Here is a 19425-nt window from a genome sequence, read left to right on the forward strand (position 1 = left end):
GTAAAATACACAAACATTTTTAAAGCTCAATACGATTTTCCGGTATTAGCTCATTCATCTGAAAAATCGGTTCGTAACCCATCGCCTGCAAATATTGCACATTTGATTTTTTCTGTCCCACCGCTTTCGAGCGTGAGCGAGGATTCACCTGGAACACGACCGGCCCCCGGCGGACAGTGCGCAGAAGCTGATCCATCTGTTTCCGCAGCCGCCGGGATTCGCACAGTTCCCTGAATGCCGGATGCCAGGGGCCGGCCAGCCGGTCCCGCTCCAACTCAGGCGACGCATGGAGTCCCAAGCGAATCACCCTGATCTGCCGTTGTTCAAAAAAGTCCAATAACTCCGCGCATAAATTTACCGCACACTCCAGGCTCATCGGCTCATACATCCCCGCCCGCCAGCGTCGGGCCAGTTCGGTACCCTCCATGACAATTGCCGGATAGATCCGCATTGTCTCCGGCTCCAGCGCCGCCAGCCGTACCGCTGTTTCCCGGCAGCCCTCGGGTGTATCCCCGTCAAGCCCCGTCATCATCTGCAGGCCAAGCGAAAATCCTGCGGCGGATATTCTCTCCGCCGCTTCGGCTACCTGCCGCGCTGTGTGCCCGCGGCCATTTCTCCGCAGCACGCCGTCCTGCATGCTCTGGGCTCCCAACTCAATTGCCGTTACGCCATACTGCTTCAGCAATGCCAATATCTCTGCGTCAACGGCATCCGGGCGGGTCGAGATCCGGATGCCGTTGTAGGCGCCGCTTTGCAGATATGGCTGAACTGCCTGTAAGAGCGCCAGCATATAAGCCCTGGGCACCGCTGTAAAGCTTCCGCCAAAAAAGGCAAATTCCCTCTCTGTTTTTCCATTGGAGCGGGCAGCCATAAGCGCGCCGCTTCCGGCTGCCCCGGCAACCTCCTCGGGAAGAGGGGCCCGCTGTCTGCCCGTGATGCTCCGCTGGTTACAGAAGCTACACTGGTGCGGGCAACCCAGATGCGGGATGAACACCGCTACATTCGCATGCGCCATTATACCGTTAATAGCCCATCAGGGACAGGGCTTCGCGGGCGGCCTGTTGCTCCGCTTCCTTCTTACTACGCCCGCCGCCGCGGCCGATTACATTGGAGTTCAACCGAACCTCTACTGTAAAATGCTTGTCATGGTCCGGCCCTGTCTCTCCAATTAACACATAATGGATATGCTCCTCTGGATTTTGCTGAATAATCTCCTGAAGCGCCGTCTTGTAATCCTTGAACGATTTCTGCGTATGCCCTTTTAAAAGCGGAAGTACAAAACGAAGAATAAACTTCCGGGCCTCCTCCATTCCGCCATCCAGATAGATGGCAGCAATAATTGCCTCAAATGCGTCCGCCAAAATGGAAGAACGGGCCCGCCCGCCGGAATTTTGCTCCCCATGGCTGAGGTAGAGATAATCGCCGACTCCAAGCTGCTTGGAAAAGCCGCAGCAGGCCTGCTCACAGACAAGGGCCGCCCGTTTTTTCGTCAATTCCCCCTCCGGGACCTCTGGAAAATTCCGGAACAAATAATCTGCAACCACAACGCCCAAAACAGAATCGCCCAAAAATTCCAGACGCTCATTGCTCTCAGATCTATTTTTAGATTCATTTGCAAAAGAAGAATGCGTCAAAGCATTTAACAAATAATTTTGATTGTTAAAATGATATTGAAGACGGTCCTCCAGTATTTTGATATCCTGTGCCATTTTCTGCTCCTTTGATCCTCATCAATCATCCCAGATTAAAATTCCTTATTCCGCGGTGGATTCCCGCCCCTGTTCCTTTGCCGCTATGTTGATTGCCCTGATGCTGGCACTGATTTCATCCACAACGTTGCCCTCCACATAGGCCTTGGTCAGGCGCAGCGCGTTTTTGAAGGTTTTCGCCTTTGCGCTGCCATGCGCTTTAAACACAGGCTTTGAAGCGCCCATAATCGGAGCTCCGCCATATTCATTATAATCCATCGTCTTCTTAAGCTCTTTTACATCGGAAAGAACCATCGCCGCCGCCAGCTTATTTTTAACGCTCTTTGTGAAAATCCCCTTGAGTTTACTCATCAGCACCATGGCTACGCCTTCATAAAGCTTTAAAATGCAGTTGCCTGTGAAGCCGTCGGCAACAATGACATCAGCCGCATCTGCCGGGATGTCCCTTGCCTCAATGTTGCCGATAAAATTCACGGGCGCCTGCTTGAGCAGCGCAAAAGCCTCATGCTGGAGCTCACCGCCTTTGTGGTCCTCGGTGCCCACATTAGCAAGACCTACGCGCGGATTAGCAACCCCCATGACCTTATTCATATAAATGGAACCCATTATGCCGAACTGCTGGAGCATCTCCGGCTTACAATCCACGTTGGCGCCGCTGTCAATGAGCATAAAAAAGTCCTTATCCTTCGGCATAACCGGTGCAAAGGCAACGCGCCGCACCCCCTTAATGCGCTTGACAATCATCGTGGTACCGACAACAAGCGCACCGGAATTGCCGGCGCTGATAAAGGCATCTCCCTCGCCAGCCGCAAGCTTTTGCAGTCCGACAGCCATGGACGAGTCCTTCTTGGTCTTCATAATATCGCCCGCAGAGTCCTCCATCGTAATGATTTCCGGTGCATCGGCAATTTCCATTCGATTCAAGGAAATCTCATGTTCCTTCGCCACACGTTCAATTTCAGCACGCGGCCCCGTCAACATAATATCGATATTGAGCTCTTCAACAGCCTCCGCGCAGCCCTTCAGGATTTCCAGCGGTGCATTGTCCCCGCCAAAGGCATCTACAATAATCTTCATAATTATTTCCTCCGTTTATTCCTGTGCCTATGCTTCTATTACAGCGGCAAGTTTTTGCAGTGCACGTTCAGAAAACGCAGCATAGCGCAGCCGCTTGTCCTTAATCTTCGTCTCCAGCGGCGGCAAAATACCAAAATTTGCCCCCATGGGCTGAAAATCCGCAGTACCGCCAAAGGCCACATAACGCAGCAGCGAGCCTATCATCGTCTCCGCCGGCAAGATCAGCGGCGGTCCCCCGCGCAGCCTTGCAACAGCATTACGGCCGGAAACAATTCCTGAGGCGCTGGACTCCATGTAGCCCTCGACTCCAAGTATCTGTCCGGCAAAGAAAAGCGCTGGATTCTCACGCAAGCTCAAGTCCGCTGAAAGCACGTGTGGCGAATTTAAAAAGGTATTGCGGTGCATCACTCCATAGCGAACAAATTCTGCTTGCTCCAAACCCGGGATCATTTGAAAAACCCGTTTTTGCTCACCGAATTTCAAATTTGTCTGAAATCCGACCAAATTATAAAGCGTTCCGGCCTGGTTTTCCCTTCGCAGCTGAACGACCGCCCAAGGCCGGTGTCCGGTGGCAGGGTCTCTCAGCCCAACCGGCTTTAGCGGGCCAAAGCGAATGGTGTCAGGCCCTCTCCGGGCCATAACCTCCACCGGCATGCAGCCCTCATAGACCTTAGGGTCCCTTACATCAAAGCCGTGCACTGGTGCGGGCTCCGCCTCAATCAACGCCTGATAAAAGGTCTCATATTCGGCCTTGTTCATTGGGCAATTGAGATAGGCCCCCTCAGCCCCGGCTTCTTCCCGGCCATAGCGGGAGGCAGCAAAGATCTTTTCCCTATTCAGGCTGTCAGCCGTCACAATCGGTGCTGCCGCATCAAAAAAGCTCAGGCTTCCACCGCAAAGCGCGGAGATTTTTTCCGCCAGCGTCTCCGAGGTCAGCGGGCCGGTCGCAATAACGGCGGGCCCTTCCGCTGGCAGCTCCGTTACCTCCCCGTCAACCACTTCAATATTGGCATGACTGCGAATTTTTTCTGTAACCGCGGCGGCAAATAGATCACGATCTACCGCCAACGCCCCGCCGGCCGGAACCGCACATTGTTCCGCACAAGCTACCAACAAGGAGCCCATACGCCGCATCTCCTCTTTCAGCAGCCCCGCGGCGCTGTCTAGCCGACGGGCTTTTAGGGAGTTGGAGCACACCAACTCTGCAAATAAAGGGCTTTTATGTGCCGGAGAAAAACGCTGCGGCTTCATTTCCCGCAGGACTACCCGCTCGCCGGCCTGGGCAATTTGCCAGGCCGCTTCACACCCGGCCAGCCCTGCTCCAATTACCTGAATCATTCGTCCTGCCCTTCCATCTTCTCAAAGCCGCAATCCGGGGTTATGCAATAGAGCTTTGGTGTCTTTCCCTTTTTACGCAGCAGGGTTTTCCCACAGCGCGGACATTTCTCCTGTACAGGCTCATCCCAGGAGACGAAATCACATGCCGGGTAATTGCTGCAGCCATAGAAAACACGCCCCTTTTTGGAACGGCGCACCACAACCTTTCCATCGCACTTCGGGCATTGAGCCCCATTTTCTTGGATTAGCTTTTTGATATTTTTACACTCCGGATAGCCGGGGCATGCGATAAACTTTCCGTAACGCCCTGTTTTGATCACCATGCGGCGCCCGCACTTCTCGCAGATGATGTCCGTTTCGTCTTCCTTCAGCTGGATTTTTACGCCCTGCATTTCCTCCTTGGCCTGCTTCAAGGTCTTTTCAAAGTCGCCGTAGAAGCTCTTCAGCGTGTCCACCCAATTGGTCTGCCCATTCTGAATACGATCCAAATCAGTTTCAACCTGTGCGGTAAAGCGGATATTGACAATTTTCGGGAAACGGTCTTCCATCAGCTTGGTAGACACCTCGCCCAGTTCAGTAGGCTTGAGGGCCTTGCCGTCCCGCACCACATATTCCCGCCCGGTAATGGTCGAAATTGTGGAGGCATAGGTGGAAGGGCGCCCAATCCCATTTTCCTCCAGGGCCTTAATCAGCGTTGCCTCTGTATAACGCGGCGGAGGCTGCGTGAAATGCTGGTTCCCCAGCAGCTCCTTACATTTCAGCGCCATATCCTTTTCCAGCGGCGGTAAGCTTCCGCCTTCCTTCGTTTCTTCGTCTTTTCCCTCTTCATACAGCACCGTAAACCCGTCAAAGGTGACAATATAGCCGGAGGCCTTAAATAAATGGCCGGTACTGGCCAGAATATCCACCTGCGTGGTGCTTTGCAGGCAATTTGCCATCTGGCAGGCGACAAAACGCTCCCAAATCAGCTTATACAGCTTATACTGGTCATTTGTCAGGCTGGCCTTTACCTTATCCGGCGACAGCGAAATGGTCGTTGGCCGAATGGCCTCGTGCCCGTCCTGAGCGTTCGCCTTAGTTTTAAAATGACGCGGGCTGTCGGGCAGATATTTCTTCCCCCAGCGTTCGCCAATGTACTGTACCGCCTCCTGAATCGCATCCTCAGAGATACGCAGCGAGTCTGTTCTCATATAGGTAATCAGGCCTGTTGCGCCCAGGCCCTCCAGTTCAACGCCCTCGTAGAGCTCCTGTGCAGCCTTCATCGTTCTGCGGGCCTGAAAGCCCAGCTTTCTGGAGGCCTCCTGCTGCAATGTCGAGGTGATGAACGGTGGTGCTGGGCTCTTTCTGCGCGTACCCTTTTTAAGCTTGGAAATTTTGTACTGCGCGCCCTCCAGCTCCTTGAGAAGCGCATCCGCCTCTTCCTTGTTGGAAATTTTAATCTTTCCATCCTCATTGCCGTAAAAGGCCGCGGCAAAAGCCTTGCGGGAACCCTGCGGAATGAACTTTGCGTCCAGCGTCCAGTATTCTTCCGGTACAAAGGCACGAATTTCATTTTCGCGGTCCACAATAATCCGGACCGCTACCGACTGGACACGCCCCGCTGAAAGACCGCGGCGAATCTTCTGGGAAAGAAAGGGGCTCAGCTTATAGCCAACCAGCCTGTCCAGGATACGGCGGGCCTGCTGGGCGTTAACCAGGTCGATATCAATTGTCCGCGGGGCCTCCATACCGGAGGAGATCCCCGATTTCGTAATCTCATTAAAAGTGATCCGGTTTTTATCTTCCGTGTTCAGGCCCAGAATATAGGCCAGATGCCAGGAAATTGCCTCGCCCTCGCGATCCGGGTCGGTGGCCAGCAATACGCCACTGGATTTTTCGGCACGTTCCTTGAGCTCATCCACCAATTTTTCCTTGCCTTTGATAATCTCATACTTGGGTTTAAAATCCTTTTTTATATCAACGCTGAGGCGTTTTTCCGGCAGATCCCGGATATGGCCCATCGTTGCCACAACGTCATATTCCCCGCCTAAATATTTCTTTATCGTCTTCACCTTGGTAGGCGACTCCACAATAATCAATTTTGACAAAACGCAGCACCCCTATTTCATCTTTTATTGAATGTTAACGCAATCCGAAAAAATACCCCAGCAAGGCAGCAGACGAACTGCCGAACAGTCCGCCGCGGCAAGATATTTTCTGTCCTCCCATTTTCATTGTAAGGATTGCTCACTTTTTATGCTCTGTAAGGATAATTTAGAACCGGCGGAGCAGGATTTTCCGCCCATGTTTTCTATCATATACTATTTTACTGTTAAAATCCACCATAAATTATGATGGACTTTAACAGTAAACCTGCTTGTGCTCTCATACCGGCAACCGGCTACAGGGAATACCGCTTTCCTGAATAGGAGCGGACCACGCCGAGGAGCTCCAGCTCTGTCAGCGCTGCCAAAACACGGCGCACGTCAAGGCCGGCATGTTCACTCAAGGCAGACAGCGGCTGCTCCTCTTGTGTCAAACAGCCATACACAAGAGAAGCCTCCGGGGACGCATCATCCGGCAAAGGCCGCACTTCTGCCGGTTCCCGCCGTATTTCGTCCATTCGCATTGGCTCCTGCATGATTTTGGCGCTTAGTCCGTATTCCTCCAAAATATCGCGAGCCCTCCAAACCGCCTTGGCGCCGGTTTGTATCAACGTATTAACACCGCGGGAAACCACGCGGGATACATCGCCCGGCACAGCAAAAACATCGCGGCCCTGGTTCAAGGCAAAATCGGCTGTAATCAGCGATCCGCTTTTTCCCGCCGCCTCAACTACTACAGTCCCTTGGCACAGGCCCGCTATAATACGGTTGCGTACAGGAAAAGTCGTGGCCGAAGCCGGACTATTCGGCGGATATTCTGAAACCAGCGCGCCGTGCCGGGCCACACTCTCCCGCAGAGCGGCATTCGACATTAAATAATTAAAATCGATGCCGCAGCCCAGCACGCAGATTGTTTCCCCCTCCGCCCGGATTGCCCCTTTATGCGCCGCAGTGTCGATGCCCAGCGCGCCGCCGCTCACAATAGCTACCCCGGCCTTCGCCAAATCGTAGGACAGAGAGGCTGCCGTCGCAATACCGGAGCCGGACGCATGGCGGGTTCCCACCATCGCAATCGCCAACCGTTCTCCACCCAAATCCGGCAATCGCCCTTTTATATACAGCACACAGGGCGGATTGGGAATCTGATACAGGCGGGAAGGAAAGCAAGGGTCGTCCAGCGTCAAAACCTGCTGGCCCAATTTTTCTGCAAAATCAAGCTGTGCCTGCGCCTGCTCAAGGGAATAGGACGACAAGCGAGCGATTTCCTTCGTTGTAAAAATTCCCTCCAAACGCCAGCTCTCTTCACCGCTATGATAAAATTGCTCTATATTTTCATAGGAACGTAAAATACGCAGCGGCTTGGTGCTTCCCGCTCCTAGGCCGTGCTGCATCCATATCCAGTATGCTCTGCGGTCTACCATATCATGTCCCCTTCCGCATCATTTCCCACATCAAAATCGCGGCCGATGCAGAAGCATTCAAACTCTCCGCCCGGCCCTCCATAGGAATAGCCACACAAGCGGCGCTGGCCTCAATGGTTTCGGCCCGCAGCCCGTTCCCCTCGTTTCCAACCGCTACTATAGAAGGAGGCGTAAAGTCAACCTCCAGTATAGAACGCGCGTCCGCTCTGGGAACCGCCGCATAGCAGGCAGTCCCCTGCCTCTTCAGACGGTTAAAGAGACATGCCAAATCCGCTTCATAACGCAAGGGCAAGCGAAAAACAGCCCCCATACTCGCCCGCAGCACCTTGGGACTGTACACATCACAGCTTTGCCCCGCAACGATTACTTCCTGTAATCCCAGGGCCTCGGCAGTACGCAGAATCGTTCCCATATTGCCCGGGTCCTGGACGTTTTCCAACGCGAGGCAGCGCCCGACAATAGGCTTTTCACCTGCTGGCTGTGCGCCGTTTCCGGCTAAGCCGCAAATGCAAAAAACCTCCTGAGAAGTTTTTGTCTCAGACAAAAGCTGCGCTACATGCGGCGCCACCTGAAAGGCGCGCCGCGCCGCCGGTATCATCTTTTCCAAATAACGCGCATAACGGGAAAGCGCCTGCTCCGTATAAAACAGGCAGGCTACCTCGCAGCCGCTGCGAACCGCATCTTCACATAAGCGCGCCCCCTCTACCAAAAAAGAGCCTTCCTTCCGGCGAAAGGCAGAATCAGCGGACAACCGGGCGGCAAACTTGACCCATTCATTTTTTCTGCTGGTGATGATATCCGGCATAAGCACTCAAACTCCAATAATGAAAATTTGCGCCCGGCAGCATTTCCGGGCGCAATCACAGCTTAATTATAAAGCGGCCTTAGCCTTTTCCACCAGCGTTGCAAAAGCGCTTGCATCGGCTACGGCGATTTCTGCCAGCATCTTACGGTTGAGGGTTACGCCGGCTTTTTTCAGTCCGTTCATAAACACGGAATAGCTGACGCCATTGGCACGGCAAGCAGCGGAAATGCGGGTAATCCACAGGCGGCGAAAATCTCTCTTCTTCGCCTTACGGCCGATATATGCATAGTTACCAGATTTCATTACGGCCTGTTTGGCCATTTTAAAATGCTTACTTTTAGAACCCCAGTAACCCTTTGCCAGCTTCAGAATTTTTTTTCTTCTCTTGCGTGTCGCTAACGCACCTTTAATACGAGCCATTCTATCTTACCTCCACATTCGGTTTTCTTCTTATTTATAGGGAATGAGTCTCTTGATTTGCGCCACATTGGTCTCGCCAACCACGGTGGTTTTCCGGAGGCCTCTCTTACGTTTTGTCGTCTTTTTGTTCAAAATGTGCGACTTATTCGCATGAGCACGAATGACTTTACCGTTTTTTGACAGCTTAAAGCGCTTTTTAGCGCCGGAATGCGTCTTGATTTTAGGCATGATAGCCCCTCCTTCTATTTTATAAAAAAAAATTAAACAGGTTGACAGCTTATTTCGCGGGCCTGGAGGCAAGGAACATCAACATATTGCGCCCTTCCAGCTTTGCCGGCTTTTCCACTACGGCGACCTCCTCCAGCGCTTCAGCAAAACGCTTCATCACATCATAGCCAATTTCCGGATGCCCCATCTCACGGCCGCGGAAACGGATGGAAGCCTTTACTTTGTCTCCGCCCTTGAGGAAACGCACCGCATGCCCGACTTTCGTTTCAAAATCGTGCACATCAATGTTCAAAGAAAGGCGAACTTCTTTGATATCAACAATACGCTGGTTCTTCTTCGCTTCCTTTTCGCGTTTGGTCTGCTCGAAACGATATTTGCCGTAATCGACGATCTTGCATACCGGCGGCGTCGCCTGGGGTGCAATTTTGACCAGATCCAGATTCTGGGCAAAAGCCTGCTCCAGCGCCTCCTTAGATGTCATCACACCCAACTGAGCGCCGTCCGGCCCTATGACGCGTACTTCCCTGTCGCGGATATCCTCGTTGATCTGCAGTTCCTTATTGCTAATGATTAAGCACCTCCAAAAAAATATTACCCGTTAAAAGCTACAAAACAAAAGCGGGTGGTTTGCAACCGCCCGCATCAATACACAATTCACCCGCTGAAACCTTTCGGTGAGTTCCATATTGACCCGTAACGGACCAAGCCATACAGGTGTGGGCAAACAGCCCCCTTTGTTTTACTTAATTTATTCTAACAGTACAGCTGCCGTTTGTCAAGTAAATTCGCGAATTTTCTCAACCCGTTCCCTATTGCCTTTAAGTCATTCATCGTTCAAAAAATAAAATAGGCAGCGAATGTTATTCTATTTTACAGGACTCTCCTAGGTGAAAGGAATAAAGGAGGCATTCCTTCACCTTTTGGTTGGTACACTGCTGCAGCGCGCGCCGGTAGAGCGAGAGCTGTACCTCATAGCGGCCTCTAAGCTCCTGCGAAGATTTCACGCGGTCCGTTTTAAAATCCAGAATGACAAAAGCGCCGTCCTCTTCAAACGCACAATCGATTGCCCCCTGAAGCACCACCTTCTGATCCGCCCATTCAGCCGACAGCTCCGGCGCAGCTTCTCGGGCCGGTAGCTCCACCGTAAAACGGTACTCACGCAAAACATTTTTTGCGTGCAGCAGCCGCGTGCCCAAATCCGATGCAAAAAATTGCTCGATTTTCGCCAGGTCCACCGCGCCAGCCTGCTCCCGCGTCAGGAACTGCCCGCCTACTAGCCGCTCCAATTCCTCCCGCGGGGAACCGGCGGCCCTGGCAAAATCGGCAAACTGTAAAAAGGCGTGAAGCGCCGTCCCCTTTTCCGCAGGAGTAAGGCCGCCCTTTTCCATGAACGCCGGGCGCGAAGAAGCTTCAAAGCTTTCCTGCTCCGTTTCTTCCGCAAGTCCGGAGGCGGTAACCTTGGCCTGTAGGGACGCAAGCTCCTGGTAAGGATACTGGTACCGAAACAGCCGCTCAAAGGATTGCAGCAGATCCTGGTCCTGCTCCGGCAATCCTGAGGCTGGGGGTTCCTGGCGGGCCTGCGCCTCTTCCCGCGCCCCGGTTTGCTCTCCGCGAAGAATACGGATCTCCCAGGCCTCTTTCGCCGGCAACGGCGGTCTTTCCCCCATCCCCGCACGCTCCCGCAGCGCGGAGCCGCTGGGGTGGCGAAGCGCACAGAGTATCAGCCAATCCGAGATGCTGCTGCAACCACGCACAACATAGGGCTGCAGCCGTTCCGCCCGGGGCAGCTTTGAGGCCAGCCGCGCCAGTACCTTGTCTACCCCCTTGACACTCGTCAGCATAATCAGCCTTTGCTTTGCCCTTGTCATTGCCACATAAAGCACGCGCAGCTCCTCGCTCATCTCCTCACGGTCCAGCTCCAACGCGATGGCCTCACGCGGAAGCGTTGTGATGCGCCCCCCGGTCTCAGAGTCCGGCAAACGGCAACCAAAACCAAGCTGAGGGTGCAGCAGCACCTCACCGTGATCCTTATTGAAACGCCGCGCGCATCCCGCCACAATACAGATGGGAAACTCCAGCCCCTTGCTGCGGTGAATACTCATAATACGCACCGCGTTGACGGTTCCCTCAGAGGCCGCCGCGGACAGATCCTGTTTTTGGCGCTCCAGACGGTCCAAAAAGCGGACAAATCCGGAAAGCCCATTGTACCCGGAGGCCTCATATTTTCGCGCGTAATCCAAAAGCAAGCGCAAATTTGCCAAACGCAGCTCACCGTTTTCCATTGCCTGAACCACCTCCGGGAAGCCTGTCCGTTCATACAGCTCATTAATCAGCTGATCGGAGGTCATCGCAGCAGCCAGCATGCGCAAGCGTTCAATATCCTTCAGCACCCCGGCTACCCGTTCATCTTCCTTTACAGCGCCGGCAAGCATTAAATAAATATTTTTGCTCTTTTCATGGATACGCAGTCGCGCCATATCATCCGCGGTGAAACCGTAAACAGGCCCCATCAATACCGAGAGCAAGGGAATATCCTGCATCGGGTTATCGATTACACGCAGGAAAGCAAGAACGGCAGCTACCTCCGGCGCCGAAAAGAAACCCACCGCCGTATCAGCCGTAGCCGGCACCCCATAGGCGCGCAGCTCCTTTACATACTGATAAGCATATTCGTTGGCGCTGCGCAGCAAGATGGTAATATCTGAGAAAGCCAGCGGGCGCTCTTCGCCGCCGTCTAAAACGCTCTCCTGCGCTGTCAACTCCAGAATCATACCAGCCAGGTGGCGGGCTTCCGCAGCCACCATCTCTTCCTCCTCCCCGGCGGAGAGATCCAGAATATCCAGACGCATGGCAGCGGGCCCCGGCGGGTAATCCGCCGCCGGAACCAGCTCCTCATCCCCACTATAATCCAAGTCTCCGGTTTCCCGGCTCATCAGCTGCCGGAAAACAAAATTCACCGCGTCCGTTACCCCCACGGCGCTGCGGAAATTCCGGTCCAGTACAATACAGGCCGGATACTGCTCCGCATCCCGTTGGTACAACGGATAGGCCCGGCGCCTGCGCAAAAACAACTGGGGCATTGCCTGGCGGAAGCCATAGATGCTCTGCTTGACATCACCGACCAGAAAGAGGTTTTCCGAATTGCGCGAGAGCGCCCGGAAAATCATATCCTGGGCCTCATTGGTGTCCTGATATTCGTCCACCATGACCTCTTCGAAACGCTGCGACAGCTCCAGAGCCTCCGGCGTCCACTCCGGCCCTTGAGCCGTATCCTTTACCAGCAGGCGCAGCGCCCAATGCTCCAGATCCCCGAAATCCGCCGCCTTTTTCTTGGCCTTTTCCTCATCCAACCGCGCGCTGTATGTACGCACAACCTCGAAAAGCTTCTCCACCAGCGGGGATAATCTTCTTAAGTCCTCCCGACAGGCTGTCTCTGTTCCGCAGAACAGAACGCCAAGCCTTTTCAGCGTTGCTTTCACCTCGTCCCGGTTAGCCGCTACAGCAAGCCGTACCGGATCCTCCTTCGCCCCTTTCAGCGATTTTAATCTTTTGTAGAAAAAATCACCGCATAATTCGACCAATAAATTCCAATTCTCAGCCTCAATCGCTTTTTCAATATCCAACAGCCCAGCCAGATCCGAGAGGTAGGCCTCCTCATAGGCAGCTTGAATATCGGGGCTCGCCTCCATCAGCTCCAATGAATTTTTCACCAGCGAGCAGCAATAATCCACTGCCTGCCCGGCAAAATTCAGTACCGTTTTCCCCCACGGCGTCTTTTCAACCGGCGCAGCTGTGCTGTAGGAGCGTGCGGTTTCAGAAAGCCAACGGTCCGGAAAGGGGTGAGAACGGGTAAAATCATAGAGCAGCTGCACCATCTGTGCGATACGTCCGTCGTCCCTGCCTACCGAAAAGGTGTCCGCCAGCTCATAAAACAGGCCGTCCCTTTTTTCATAATATCCGTCCAGAACCGCTGTTATGACCTCCTGCCTCAGCAGAAGGGTCTCATTTTCTTCCAAAATCCTGAAATCGGGAGAAATGCCCAGCTTGTAAAAATTTTCACGGACAAGCTCGCTGCAAAAGCTATGGATAGTACTGATATGGGCTCTGTTCAGAAGAATTTGCTGGCGCTGCAAATGAATGTTGTCCGGCTCCTGCTCCAGCAAGGCGCCGATCTCCCTGGTTATCCGCGACTTCATCTCGGCGGCAGCAGCCTTTGTAAAGGTGACCACCAAAAGCCGGTCCGCAGCGACAGGATGCAATGGGTCTGTCAGCCGCTGCAGCAGCCGCTGTACCAGAACACTCGTCTTACCCGAACCCGCGGCAGCTGAAACAAGCAGGCTTCCGCCTCTGGCATAAATGGCGTCATGCTGCGCCGGTGTCCAATTACGTCCCACAGTCTTCCTCCCTTCCATCCATGGATTTCCCCAGTTCCTCCAGCACTGCGTCCCGGTCCCATTTTGCCATTTCCTGCGCGACGCCGTCCGGCTCATGCCCACATACGGAAAAATAAGGGCACCACCGGCAGGCATCATAGCCGCCCTTTAGCGGAACAGCCTCTACGCGGCCCTCATGCAGCTCTTTAGCCATGCGTACCACCAGCTGTTTACTATAATGAAGCAGCTCCCGGAACTGTGTGGGTGAAGCGAGCGAATCCTTCTTGGCGGGAACACCGTCTTTCAATGCAACCGGGATGAACTTCCCCGCTCCATCCGCCTCCATGGCCTGAATGACCGCCGGATCCTCCAGTACCAGCCCGCTCATCTTCAGCTTTTTCTCACGTTCTTTGCGTACCTTCTCGGCAGAATCTCCCCGGCCGGCCGGTACGGAGGGGTTGGCGGCAGGCATATAAAGCACACCGGCAGGCTGCCGGTTTTCCCCATAGCAATCGCCATTCTCCATTAGGGCCGCCAAATAGACCAGCATCTGCATATTCATGCCATACAACAGATCGGAAAGCTTGAACTCCTTTTTTCCCGTCTTGTAATCCACCACACGCAAATAAGCTACGCCGTCCGCCTGATAGAGATCCACCCGGTCCACCTTGCCCTCCAACCTCACGGAACCTCCGTCCGGCAGAGAGAGAACCAGCGGCGGCACACCGTCCGCCCCGATGGCAGCCTCGAAATCCACGGGCTTAAACGCGCTCTGCTCCAACTCCTCCGCAATATGGCGAATGACAACAGCCGCGGCCTGAGAGAGACGGTCAAAGAGATATTGCATGCGCGGGCTCTGCACCCCCGTTCCGCCCATTTTCGCCTGTACGTATTGAACCAGAAAGCCCCGGATGATTGTCTCCAGCTCTTCCTCTGACAGCGTGAGGAGCGACACCCCTTCTTCCAACCTGTTTCCCTTTGAAAAAAACTGCTCCAGCAGGTAATGCATCAGGCTGCCATACTCCATCGCATCCAGCTCGGCGGCACGTCTTTCCCTTGCATTTAACCCGTAGCGGCAAAAGTATTGAAAATGACACAGATAGAATTTCTCAACCTGTGTTGCCGAAACGGTCATCGTCCTACCGAACAGCCCGCGTGCCAGCGCGGGATCCTCCAGCGCAAAGGGCTTCGCTGCGCACACACGGTCCACCGATTTTATTTTAGCGCCGTATTCTTTTTGTTTGGAAAAATAATATTTCAACGTCTCCGCGAGCGGGCCGCCGCTTCTCCAATGCTTTGCAGCCAGCTCAAAGGCAGGCTGCTCCGCACAGGCGAAATAAGACTCCGGCACGCTCTGGGCCGAATAAACCTGCGTCTGTGGCAGCAGGGCCAATGCCTCGGTAATGATGGACGAAGGCGCCTGCTCTTCGCTACCGCCTCCAACTGAAACATAGGAAAGGTACAGCCTTTCCCGCCCACAGCACATGGCGGCGTAGGCCAGAAAGCGCTCCTGTACAGAGGCGCCTACCAGCGTCTCATTAAACGGCAGCCCCAGCGCAATGAGCTCTTGACGCTCAAGGTCGCTAAAAATAGACGATGAAGACGGCGCCAGGGGGAACTCTCCCTGGACGGCGCCTAATAAAAATACGACTCGCGGGCTGTCTGTGCGAATCCGGTCCGCACTGCCCACCGTCACCTGGTCCAGCCCCTGAGGAATGCTTGCTATGCCTGCGGCGGAAATAACCAGGCGCAGCAGCTCTGAAAAACGCTCTCCCTCCAGCTCGGCCTCGCCCAGCACAATTGCACACTGGTTCAGCGACTCCATCAAAATATCCCACAGGCGAACCTGCTCATCCGCCAGGCCCGCCTGCCCGTTTTCACGCAGGGCCGCGGCAAACAAGCGCAGATTTACGGCAGCCTCAAAGTCCTCCAGCAAACGGTAAACGGCGGCGGACAACGCCTCGCCGCTTCCTCTTTTTACCCGCTTAGAAAAGTGCTCCAGCGGCGTAATTACCTTCAGCCTGAGATGGTTTAACCGTTCCAGCCGGTTCCTGTCCGCTGCGGTGTACTCTTCAACAAACCCACGGGGATGCCGCCCCCACTCCTGCGCCCATTCATTGCCGTCTATTGCCCACAAAAACACATAATTTTCCAGCTCTGATATTTCCGCCGTCTGTAGTCCTGTCAGCCCGGTCTTCAGAAAAGAAAAAATATGCTCTGAATGGAAGCCGTGTAAAACCGCGCGAAAGGCGGACAGCGCCATCCGCATGAGCGGTTCAGCTTCCACAGAACGCGGTTGATCCATAAAATAGGGAACGCCATACTTTTCAAAGCAACGATCCAATATGCCGCTGTAGGCCTGCGCGGAACGCGCGATTACCACAAAATCACGGTAACGGTATTGCTTTTCTATGACAAGCCGCCGGATAGACGCCGCCACGAAGGCCGCTTCATCATAAACGTTTTTCGCCCGGTACACCTTGACATCAGACGAAAGCTCAGCCGCCTGCCGGTGCGTCCGGAAAAGCCCCGCCTCCAAGCGCTTCAGGCTTTCGCTCTGAAACCGTAGCCCCTCCCGGAGCAGCACCGGGCTCGTGATATGCACGCCGTTTTCCTTGGCAATCGCTTTCAGCCGCCTGCCGGTACCGCGGACCAGAGAAAACAGGCCTACGCCGCTTTCAGGGTCCGCCAGTTGGTCGGTACATAGAGTCGTATATACATCCGCCGCCTGCAGCAGCATAATTTTGATAATCTCGTACTCCTGCATAGTGAAAGCCGTAAAAGAATCCAGCGCAATTAACGCGCCATTAAAAAAGGAATTTTCCACCAGGGGCTGCTTAACCCGCGTCAGGTCGTCGAGCGGGTCCACAAAGCTCTGCGCCACCAGGGCATCGTAAGCAGCTAAAATCAAAGAGAGCTCCTGCGCCTTTTTACGCAATGTTTCTTCAGCGGCCAGCGCCGCCGCTGTGCCGAGTGTTTCCGGCGTAATGCCGCACATTTTCAGTTCTGTTGAAATGGAAAGCAGGCGGGCGATAAGGTCGTTGCCCATCGCATGATCCCTATAATAGACCAATTGATCCCTCGTCTGTTCCAGCGCCAGGCTCATTAAAATACTGCGGCCCCCATCATTCAGACGCGCGCCGGCCCCGCCGCCAAAACGGCGGAACACTTCATCGGCCAAGCGGCTGAAGCTGAGCACATGTACCCGCTGGGCATAATAAGGGCCAAAGCGCTCTAAAATTTCGCGCTCATTGTCAAAGGAGGCCTGCTCCGGGACAATGAGGTAAAAGGAACCGTCAGGCCGCTCCTCGACAGCCCGCTGAAGAATTTTGTATAGCGCTTGTGTTTTTCCGCTGCCCGCCGTACCTAAAATAAAATGCAGCATGGACTTCCCTCCCATAATGGCTCAGCGTATGGAGCAGGCCCGCCTCTATGCTTAAGCCGCCTCTTCCTCTGTCATTTCCCGCAGCTCCTGCTCCGCTTCTTGAGCCGTGTCCGCAGAAAACAAGAAACGCCCCTGCCTGTCAAATACTTCTACATGTGCGCCGATGTTTCGAATGCAATATCCCATCATAAAGTCCCCCTTCAGCAGTTTTCAAGAGATTATTTTTCTTTCTATCTCTATTATAAAAAACTTACTGTCCATTAAACAGGACTTTATGTGCATAAGCCGTAAATTATTGATATTTTTTTAAAACACGCTCCAAATAATGCCGGTATTGCCGCCTTATTTCTATGGGCCCCAAGAGCTCCACGCCCTCGCCGAGCCCAAAAAGCCATGAAAAAAACTGCGGGCTGACCGCCACCGTCACCGAAGCTAAAAAGTGCTCCTCACCCTCCTGCCGCAGAGACAGGCTCTCGCCGAAACGATCGATCATCACACCAGCCAGGCGATTCTCTACCTTCAGGTCCACCCTTTCCTCCATGCCTCCGTACATTCCGAAAAAACGGCTGGAATAAAGCGCCATGTCAAAGTTTTTAAAATACTCCTCCCCCGACCGCTTTTCCTCGGAAATATGAATGGACTCCATCTTGTCCACCCGGTAATGCTTAATCCGGCCGGCCGCTGCGTCAAACCCAACCAGATAATAATTTTCATTGTTCCAGGTCAGCGCCCAGGGGCTAACGGCATAGCGCCGCCCATTCTTGCGCACCTGTCTTTTCACCCGAGCTCCCGCGGTAAAATCAACCGCCCAATCCGTATAGCGGAAACTGATTTTTTTATCGTCATAAATTGCCGTATGCAGCTTATCGACATTATAATAGATGCTTTCATTCATAGTTTTCACACGGTTGCTCACATACACTTGGCGCTGTAGGGTTCCGGCCTCATACACACTGGCCAGGCTTTCCATTTTCTTAATCAGATCAGACGATTTTTTCCGTGTTATGAATTTTGAGGCCTGTACCGCATCGACCAGCAGCTTAAGCTCCGCAACCTCAAAGGTGCGGCTGCCTACATAATAAACACAATTTCTGCTGCCGGTTTTCTCAATATCAATGCCAAAGACGCGCAGGACCTCCATGTCGTCGTAAAGGCTCTTCCGCTCTGCCTCCACACCGTAACCCTCCAGCTTTTCGACAAGCTGGGCCAGCGACAGCGGGTGCGCCTCATCCGTCTCCTGCATTAATATTTTCATCAAGTACAGCAGTTTTAATTTTTGATTTGGTCTCTTCATATCCAACCTCAACAATTGATAAAGCAAATGCAAACAGGTCGCCGGAGCTCTGCCTGGCAGCCGGTAAACGTCAATTTTCCGGTTGCCAAATCCCTGCTGAATATGGAAATACGATCCGATTCCTGATTGGCAGCCAGCAGATAACACCCCGAGTCATCCAACGCAAGGTCCCTGGGCGTCCTTCCCCAAGACGGAACAATCTCCACAAGCCGCAGCCGGCCTAACCCTTCCAGCTGAAAGCAGCAGATGCTGTCATGTCCCCGGTTCGACACGTACAAAAAACGCTCGTCCGGCGAAAATTTAATGGCCGCACAGGTGGACTCGCCTTGAAAATCCGGCGGCAGTGTAGAAACAACCTGCACAGGCTGCAGCCTGTGGTTTTCCTCCTGCAGCACCACAACTGTATTGGCCAGCTCATTGGCCACATAGGCATACTGCCCGTCGCTGCGCCAAATCAGATGGCGGGGGCCGCTCTCCTCAGGCAGGAGTACCTCCTGCAGCGGCGCATCGGAGACAACACCGCCCTGGCCGGCATACAAGCTTATCTTATCCAGCCCCAAATCGCAAAGCGCAATCCTGCCACCCGCCGGATGCTGCCGGACACAGTGCACATGCGGCCCCTCCTGCCGCAACGGGTTTTTCCCCCGGCCCCGATGCCGGATCAACTGGGAGCAGGGCTGCAGTTCCCCCTGCTCATCCAGGGGAAACACCGCGCAGGTCCCCGTGCCATAATTCGCCGCCAATACGCAGGCCTCCTTATCGTCCAAAATCAAGTGGCAAGGATCTATGCCCAGCGTAGGCTGTATGCTGCTCAGATGCAGCCCGCTTCCGTTCCAGCGGCAGCAGGCTACCGCACCGCCAGCCTGTCCTTGGAAGGTCTTTGTTTCCGAAACTAAATAAACACGGCCTTTCTTCTTGGAAAACACCATATAAGAGGGATTCTCCAGCGGAAGCTCCAGGGGAACCGCCCGGCATTCGCCCGTTTCAGGCGCCAGCTCCAGACGGTATATTCCCGCCAAATGTGCATCGGTATAACAGCCGGCCAGGGCTATTTTCAAGTTGTCCGGCGGCATGGCAGCACACCCCTTCCATAAAATTCCACGGATATTCCACATCCGGTGATTTTGTGATTTATAGACATTATAGCACGTCTGTAATAAAAAACAAATCAATACCTTCATGGCAAAGAGTGCGCGCCGTTTCCTCCCTCTTTAACCCTTAACCACGCATAGCCAGGGCAAAATGCCGGTAAATAAGCTGTCATGCTGGAAAAAGCGCAGGATCTGTGCTA

General features: G+C 53.8%; 15 protein-coding genes. All 15 read right to left on the reverse strand.

Annotated elements, in window-relative coordinates:
- Nucleotides 1-19 precede the first annotated feature (19 nt).
- Nucleotides 20-1015, reverse strand: a complete 996-nt coding sequence (locus tag DPQ25_RS01510) for an elongator complex protein 3 (protein ID WP_242978186.1) — start codon at nucleotides 1013-1015, stop codon at nucleotides 20-22.
- A 7-nt stretch (nucleotides 1016-1022) separates the two neighbouring features.
- Nucleotides 1023-1709, reverse strand: coding sequence for a ribonuclease III (rnc, locus tag DPQ25_RS01515; RefSeq protein ID WP_112331410.1), 687 nt, complete (start codon nucleotides 1707-1709; stop codon nucleotides 1023-1025).
- 45 nt (nucleotides 1710-1754) lie between these two features.
- Nucleotides 1755-2786 carry a phosphate acyltransferase PlsX gene (gene plsX, locus DPQ25_RS01520; protein WP_112331411.1) on the reverse strand — a complete coding sequence of 344 codons (1032 nt, stop codon included), beginning with the start codon at nucleotides 2784-2786 and terminating at the stop codon, nucleotides 1755-1757.
- 27 nt (nucleotides 2787-2813) lie between these two features.
- The gene (gene trmFO, locus DPQ25_RS01525) at nucleotides 2814-4124 is read right to left on the reverse strand and encodes a methylenetetrahydrofolate--tRNA-(uracil(54)-C(5))-methyltransferase (FADH(2)-oxidizing) TrmFO (RefSeq protein WP_112331412.1); all 1311 of its coding nucleotides are present in this window, start codon (nucleotides 4122-4124) and stop codon (nucleotides 2814-2816) included.
- The gene (gene topA, locus DPQ25_RS01530; RefSeq protein WP_112331413.1) at nucleotides 4121-6211 is read right to left on the reverse strand and encodes a type I DNA topoisomerase; all 2091 of its coding nucleotides are present in this window, start codon (nucleotides 6209-6211) and stop codon (nucleotides 4121-4123) included. Before topA ends, trmFO begins: the two co-directional genes overlap by 4 nt.
- A gap of 293 nt (nucleotides 6212-6504) precedes the next feature.
- The gene (gene dprA, locus DPQ25_RS01535; protein ID WP_112331414.1) at nucleotides 6505-7629 is read right to left on the reverse strand and encodes a DNA-processing protein DprA; all 1125 of its coding nucleotides are present in this window, start codon (nucleotides 7627-7629) and stop codon (nucleotides 6505-6507) included.
- 1 nt (nucleotide 7630) lies between these two features.
- Nucleotides 7631-8434: a TrmH family RNA methyltransferase gene (locus tag DPQ25_RS01540; protein ID WP_112331415.1), complete on the reverse strand. Its 804-nt coding sequence runs from the start codon at nucleotides 8432-8434 to the stop codon at nucleotides 7631-7633.
- 66 nt (nucleotides 8435-8500) lie between these two features.
- The gene (gene rplT / locus DPQ25_RS01545) at nucleotides 8501-8854 is read right to left on the reverse strand and encodes a 50S ribosomal protein L20 (RefSeq protein ID WP_112331416.1); all 354 of its coding nucleotides are present in this window, start codon (nucleotides 8852-8854) and stop codon (nucleotides 8501-8503) included.
- Between the two features lie 30 nt (nucleotides 8855-8884).
- Nucleotides 8885-9082: a 50S ribosomal protein L35 gene (gene rpmI, locus DPQ25_RS01550; protein ID WP_112331417.1), complete on the reverse strand. Its 198-nt coding sequence runs from the start codon at nucleotides 9080-9082 to the stop codon at nucleotides 8885-8887.
- 49 nt (nucleotides 9083-9131) lie between these two features.
- On the reverse strand, nucleotides 9132-9674 hold the full coding sequence (gene infC / locus DPQ25_RS01555) for a translation initiation factor IF-3 (RefSeq protein ID WP_112331418.1): 543 nt from the start codon (nucleotides 9672-9674) through the stop codon (nucleotides 9132-9134).
- A gap of 268 nt (nucleotides 9675-9942) precedes the next feature.
- Nucleotides 9943-13476 carry a helicase-exonuclease AddAB subunit AddA gene (addA, locus tag DPQ25_RS01560; RefSeq protein ID WP_242978187.1) on the reverse strand — a complete coding sequence of 1178 codons (3534 nt, stop codon included), beginning with the start codon at nucleotides 13474-13476 and terminating at the stop codon, nucleotides 9943-9945.
- On the reverse strand, nucleotides 13466-16840 hold the full coding sequence (locus DPQ25_RS01565; protein ID WP_177576784.1) for a PD-(D/E)XK nuclease family protein: 3375 nt from the start codon (nucleotides 16838-16840) through the stop codon (nucleotides 13466-13468). Before DPQ25_RS01565 ends, addA begins: the two co-directional genes overlap by 11 nt.
- 51 nt (nucleotides 16841-16891) lie before the next feature.
- The gene (locus DPQ25_RS15165; protein WP_256556980.1) at nucleotides 16892-17026 is read right to left on the reverse strand and encodes a hypothetical protein; all 135 of its coding nucleotides are present in this window, start codon (nucleotides 17024-17026) and stop codon (nucleotides 16892-16894) included.
- 106 nt (nucleotides 17027-17132) lie between these two features.
- A complete protein-coding gene (locus DPQ25_RS01570) occupies nucleotides 17133-18134 on the reverse strand; it encodes a helix-turn-helix transcriptional regulator (protein WP_112331421.1) in 1002 nt (333 codons plus the stop codon).
- A gap of 8 nt (nucleotides 18135-18142) precedes the next feature.
- Nucleotides 18143-19207 carry a lactonase family protein gene (locus DPQ25_RS01575; protein ID WP_177576785.1) on the reverse strand — a complete coding sequence of 355 codons (1065 nt, stop codon included), beginning with the start codon at nucleotides 19205-19207 and terminating at the stop codon, nucleotides 18143-18145.
- Nucleotides 19208-19425: the final 218 nt, after the last annotated feature.

Origin of the sequence: Hydrogeniiclostridium mannosilyticum, from assembly GCF_003268275.1 — a bacterium.
In the GTDB taxonomy this organism is placed as follows: Bacteria; Bacillota; Clostridia; order Oscillospirales; family Acutalibacteraceae; genus Hydrogeniiclostridium; species Hydrogeniiclostridium mannosilyticum.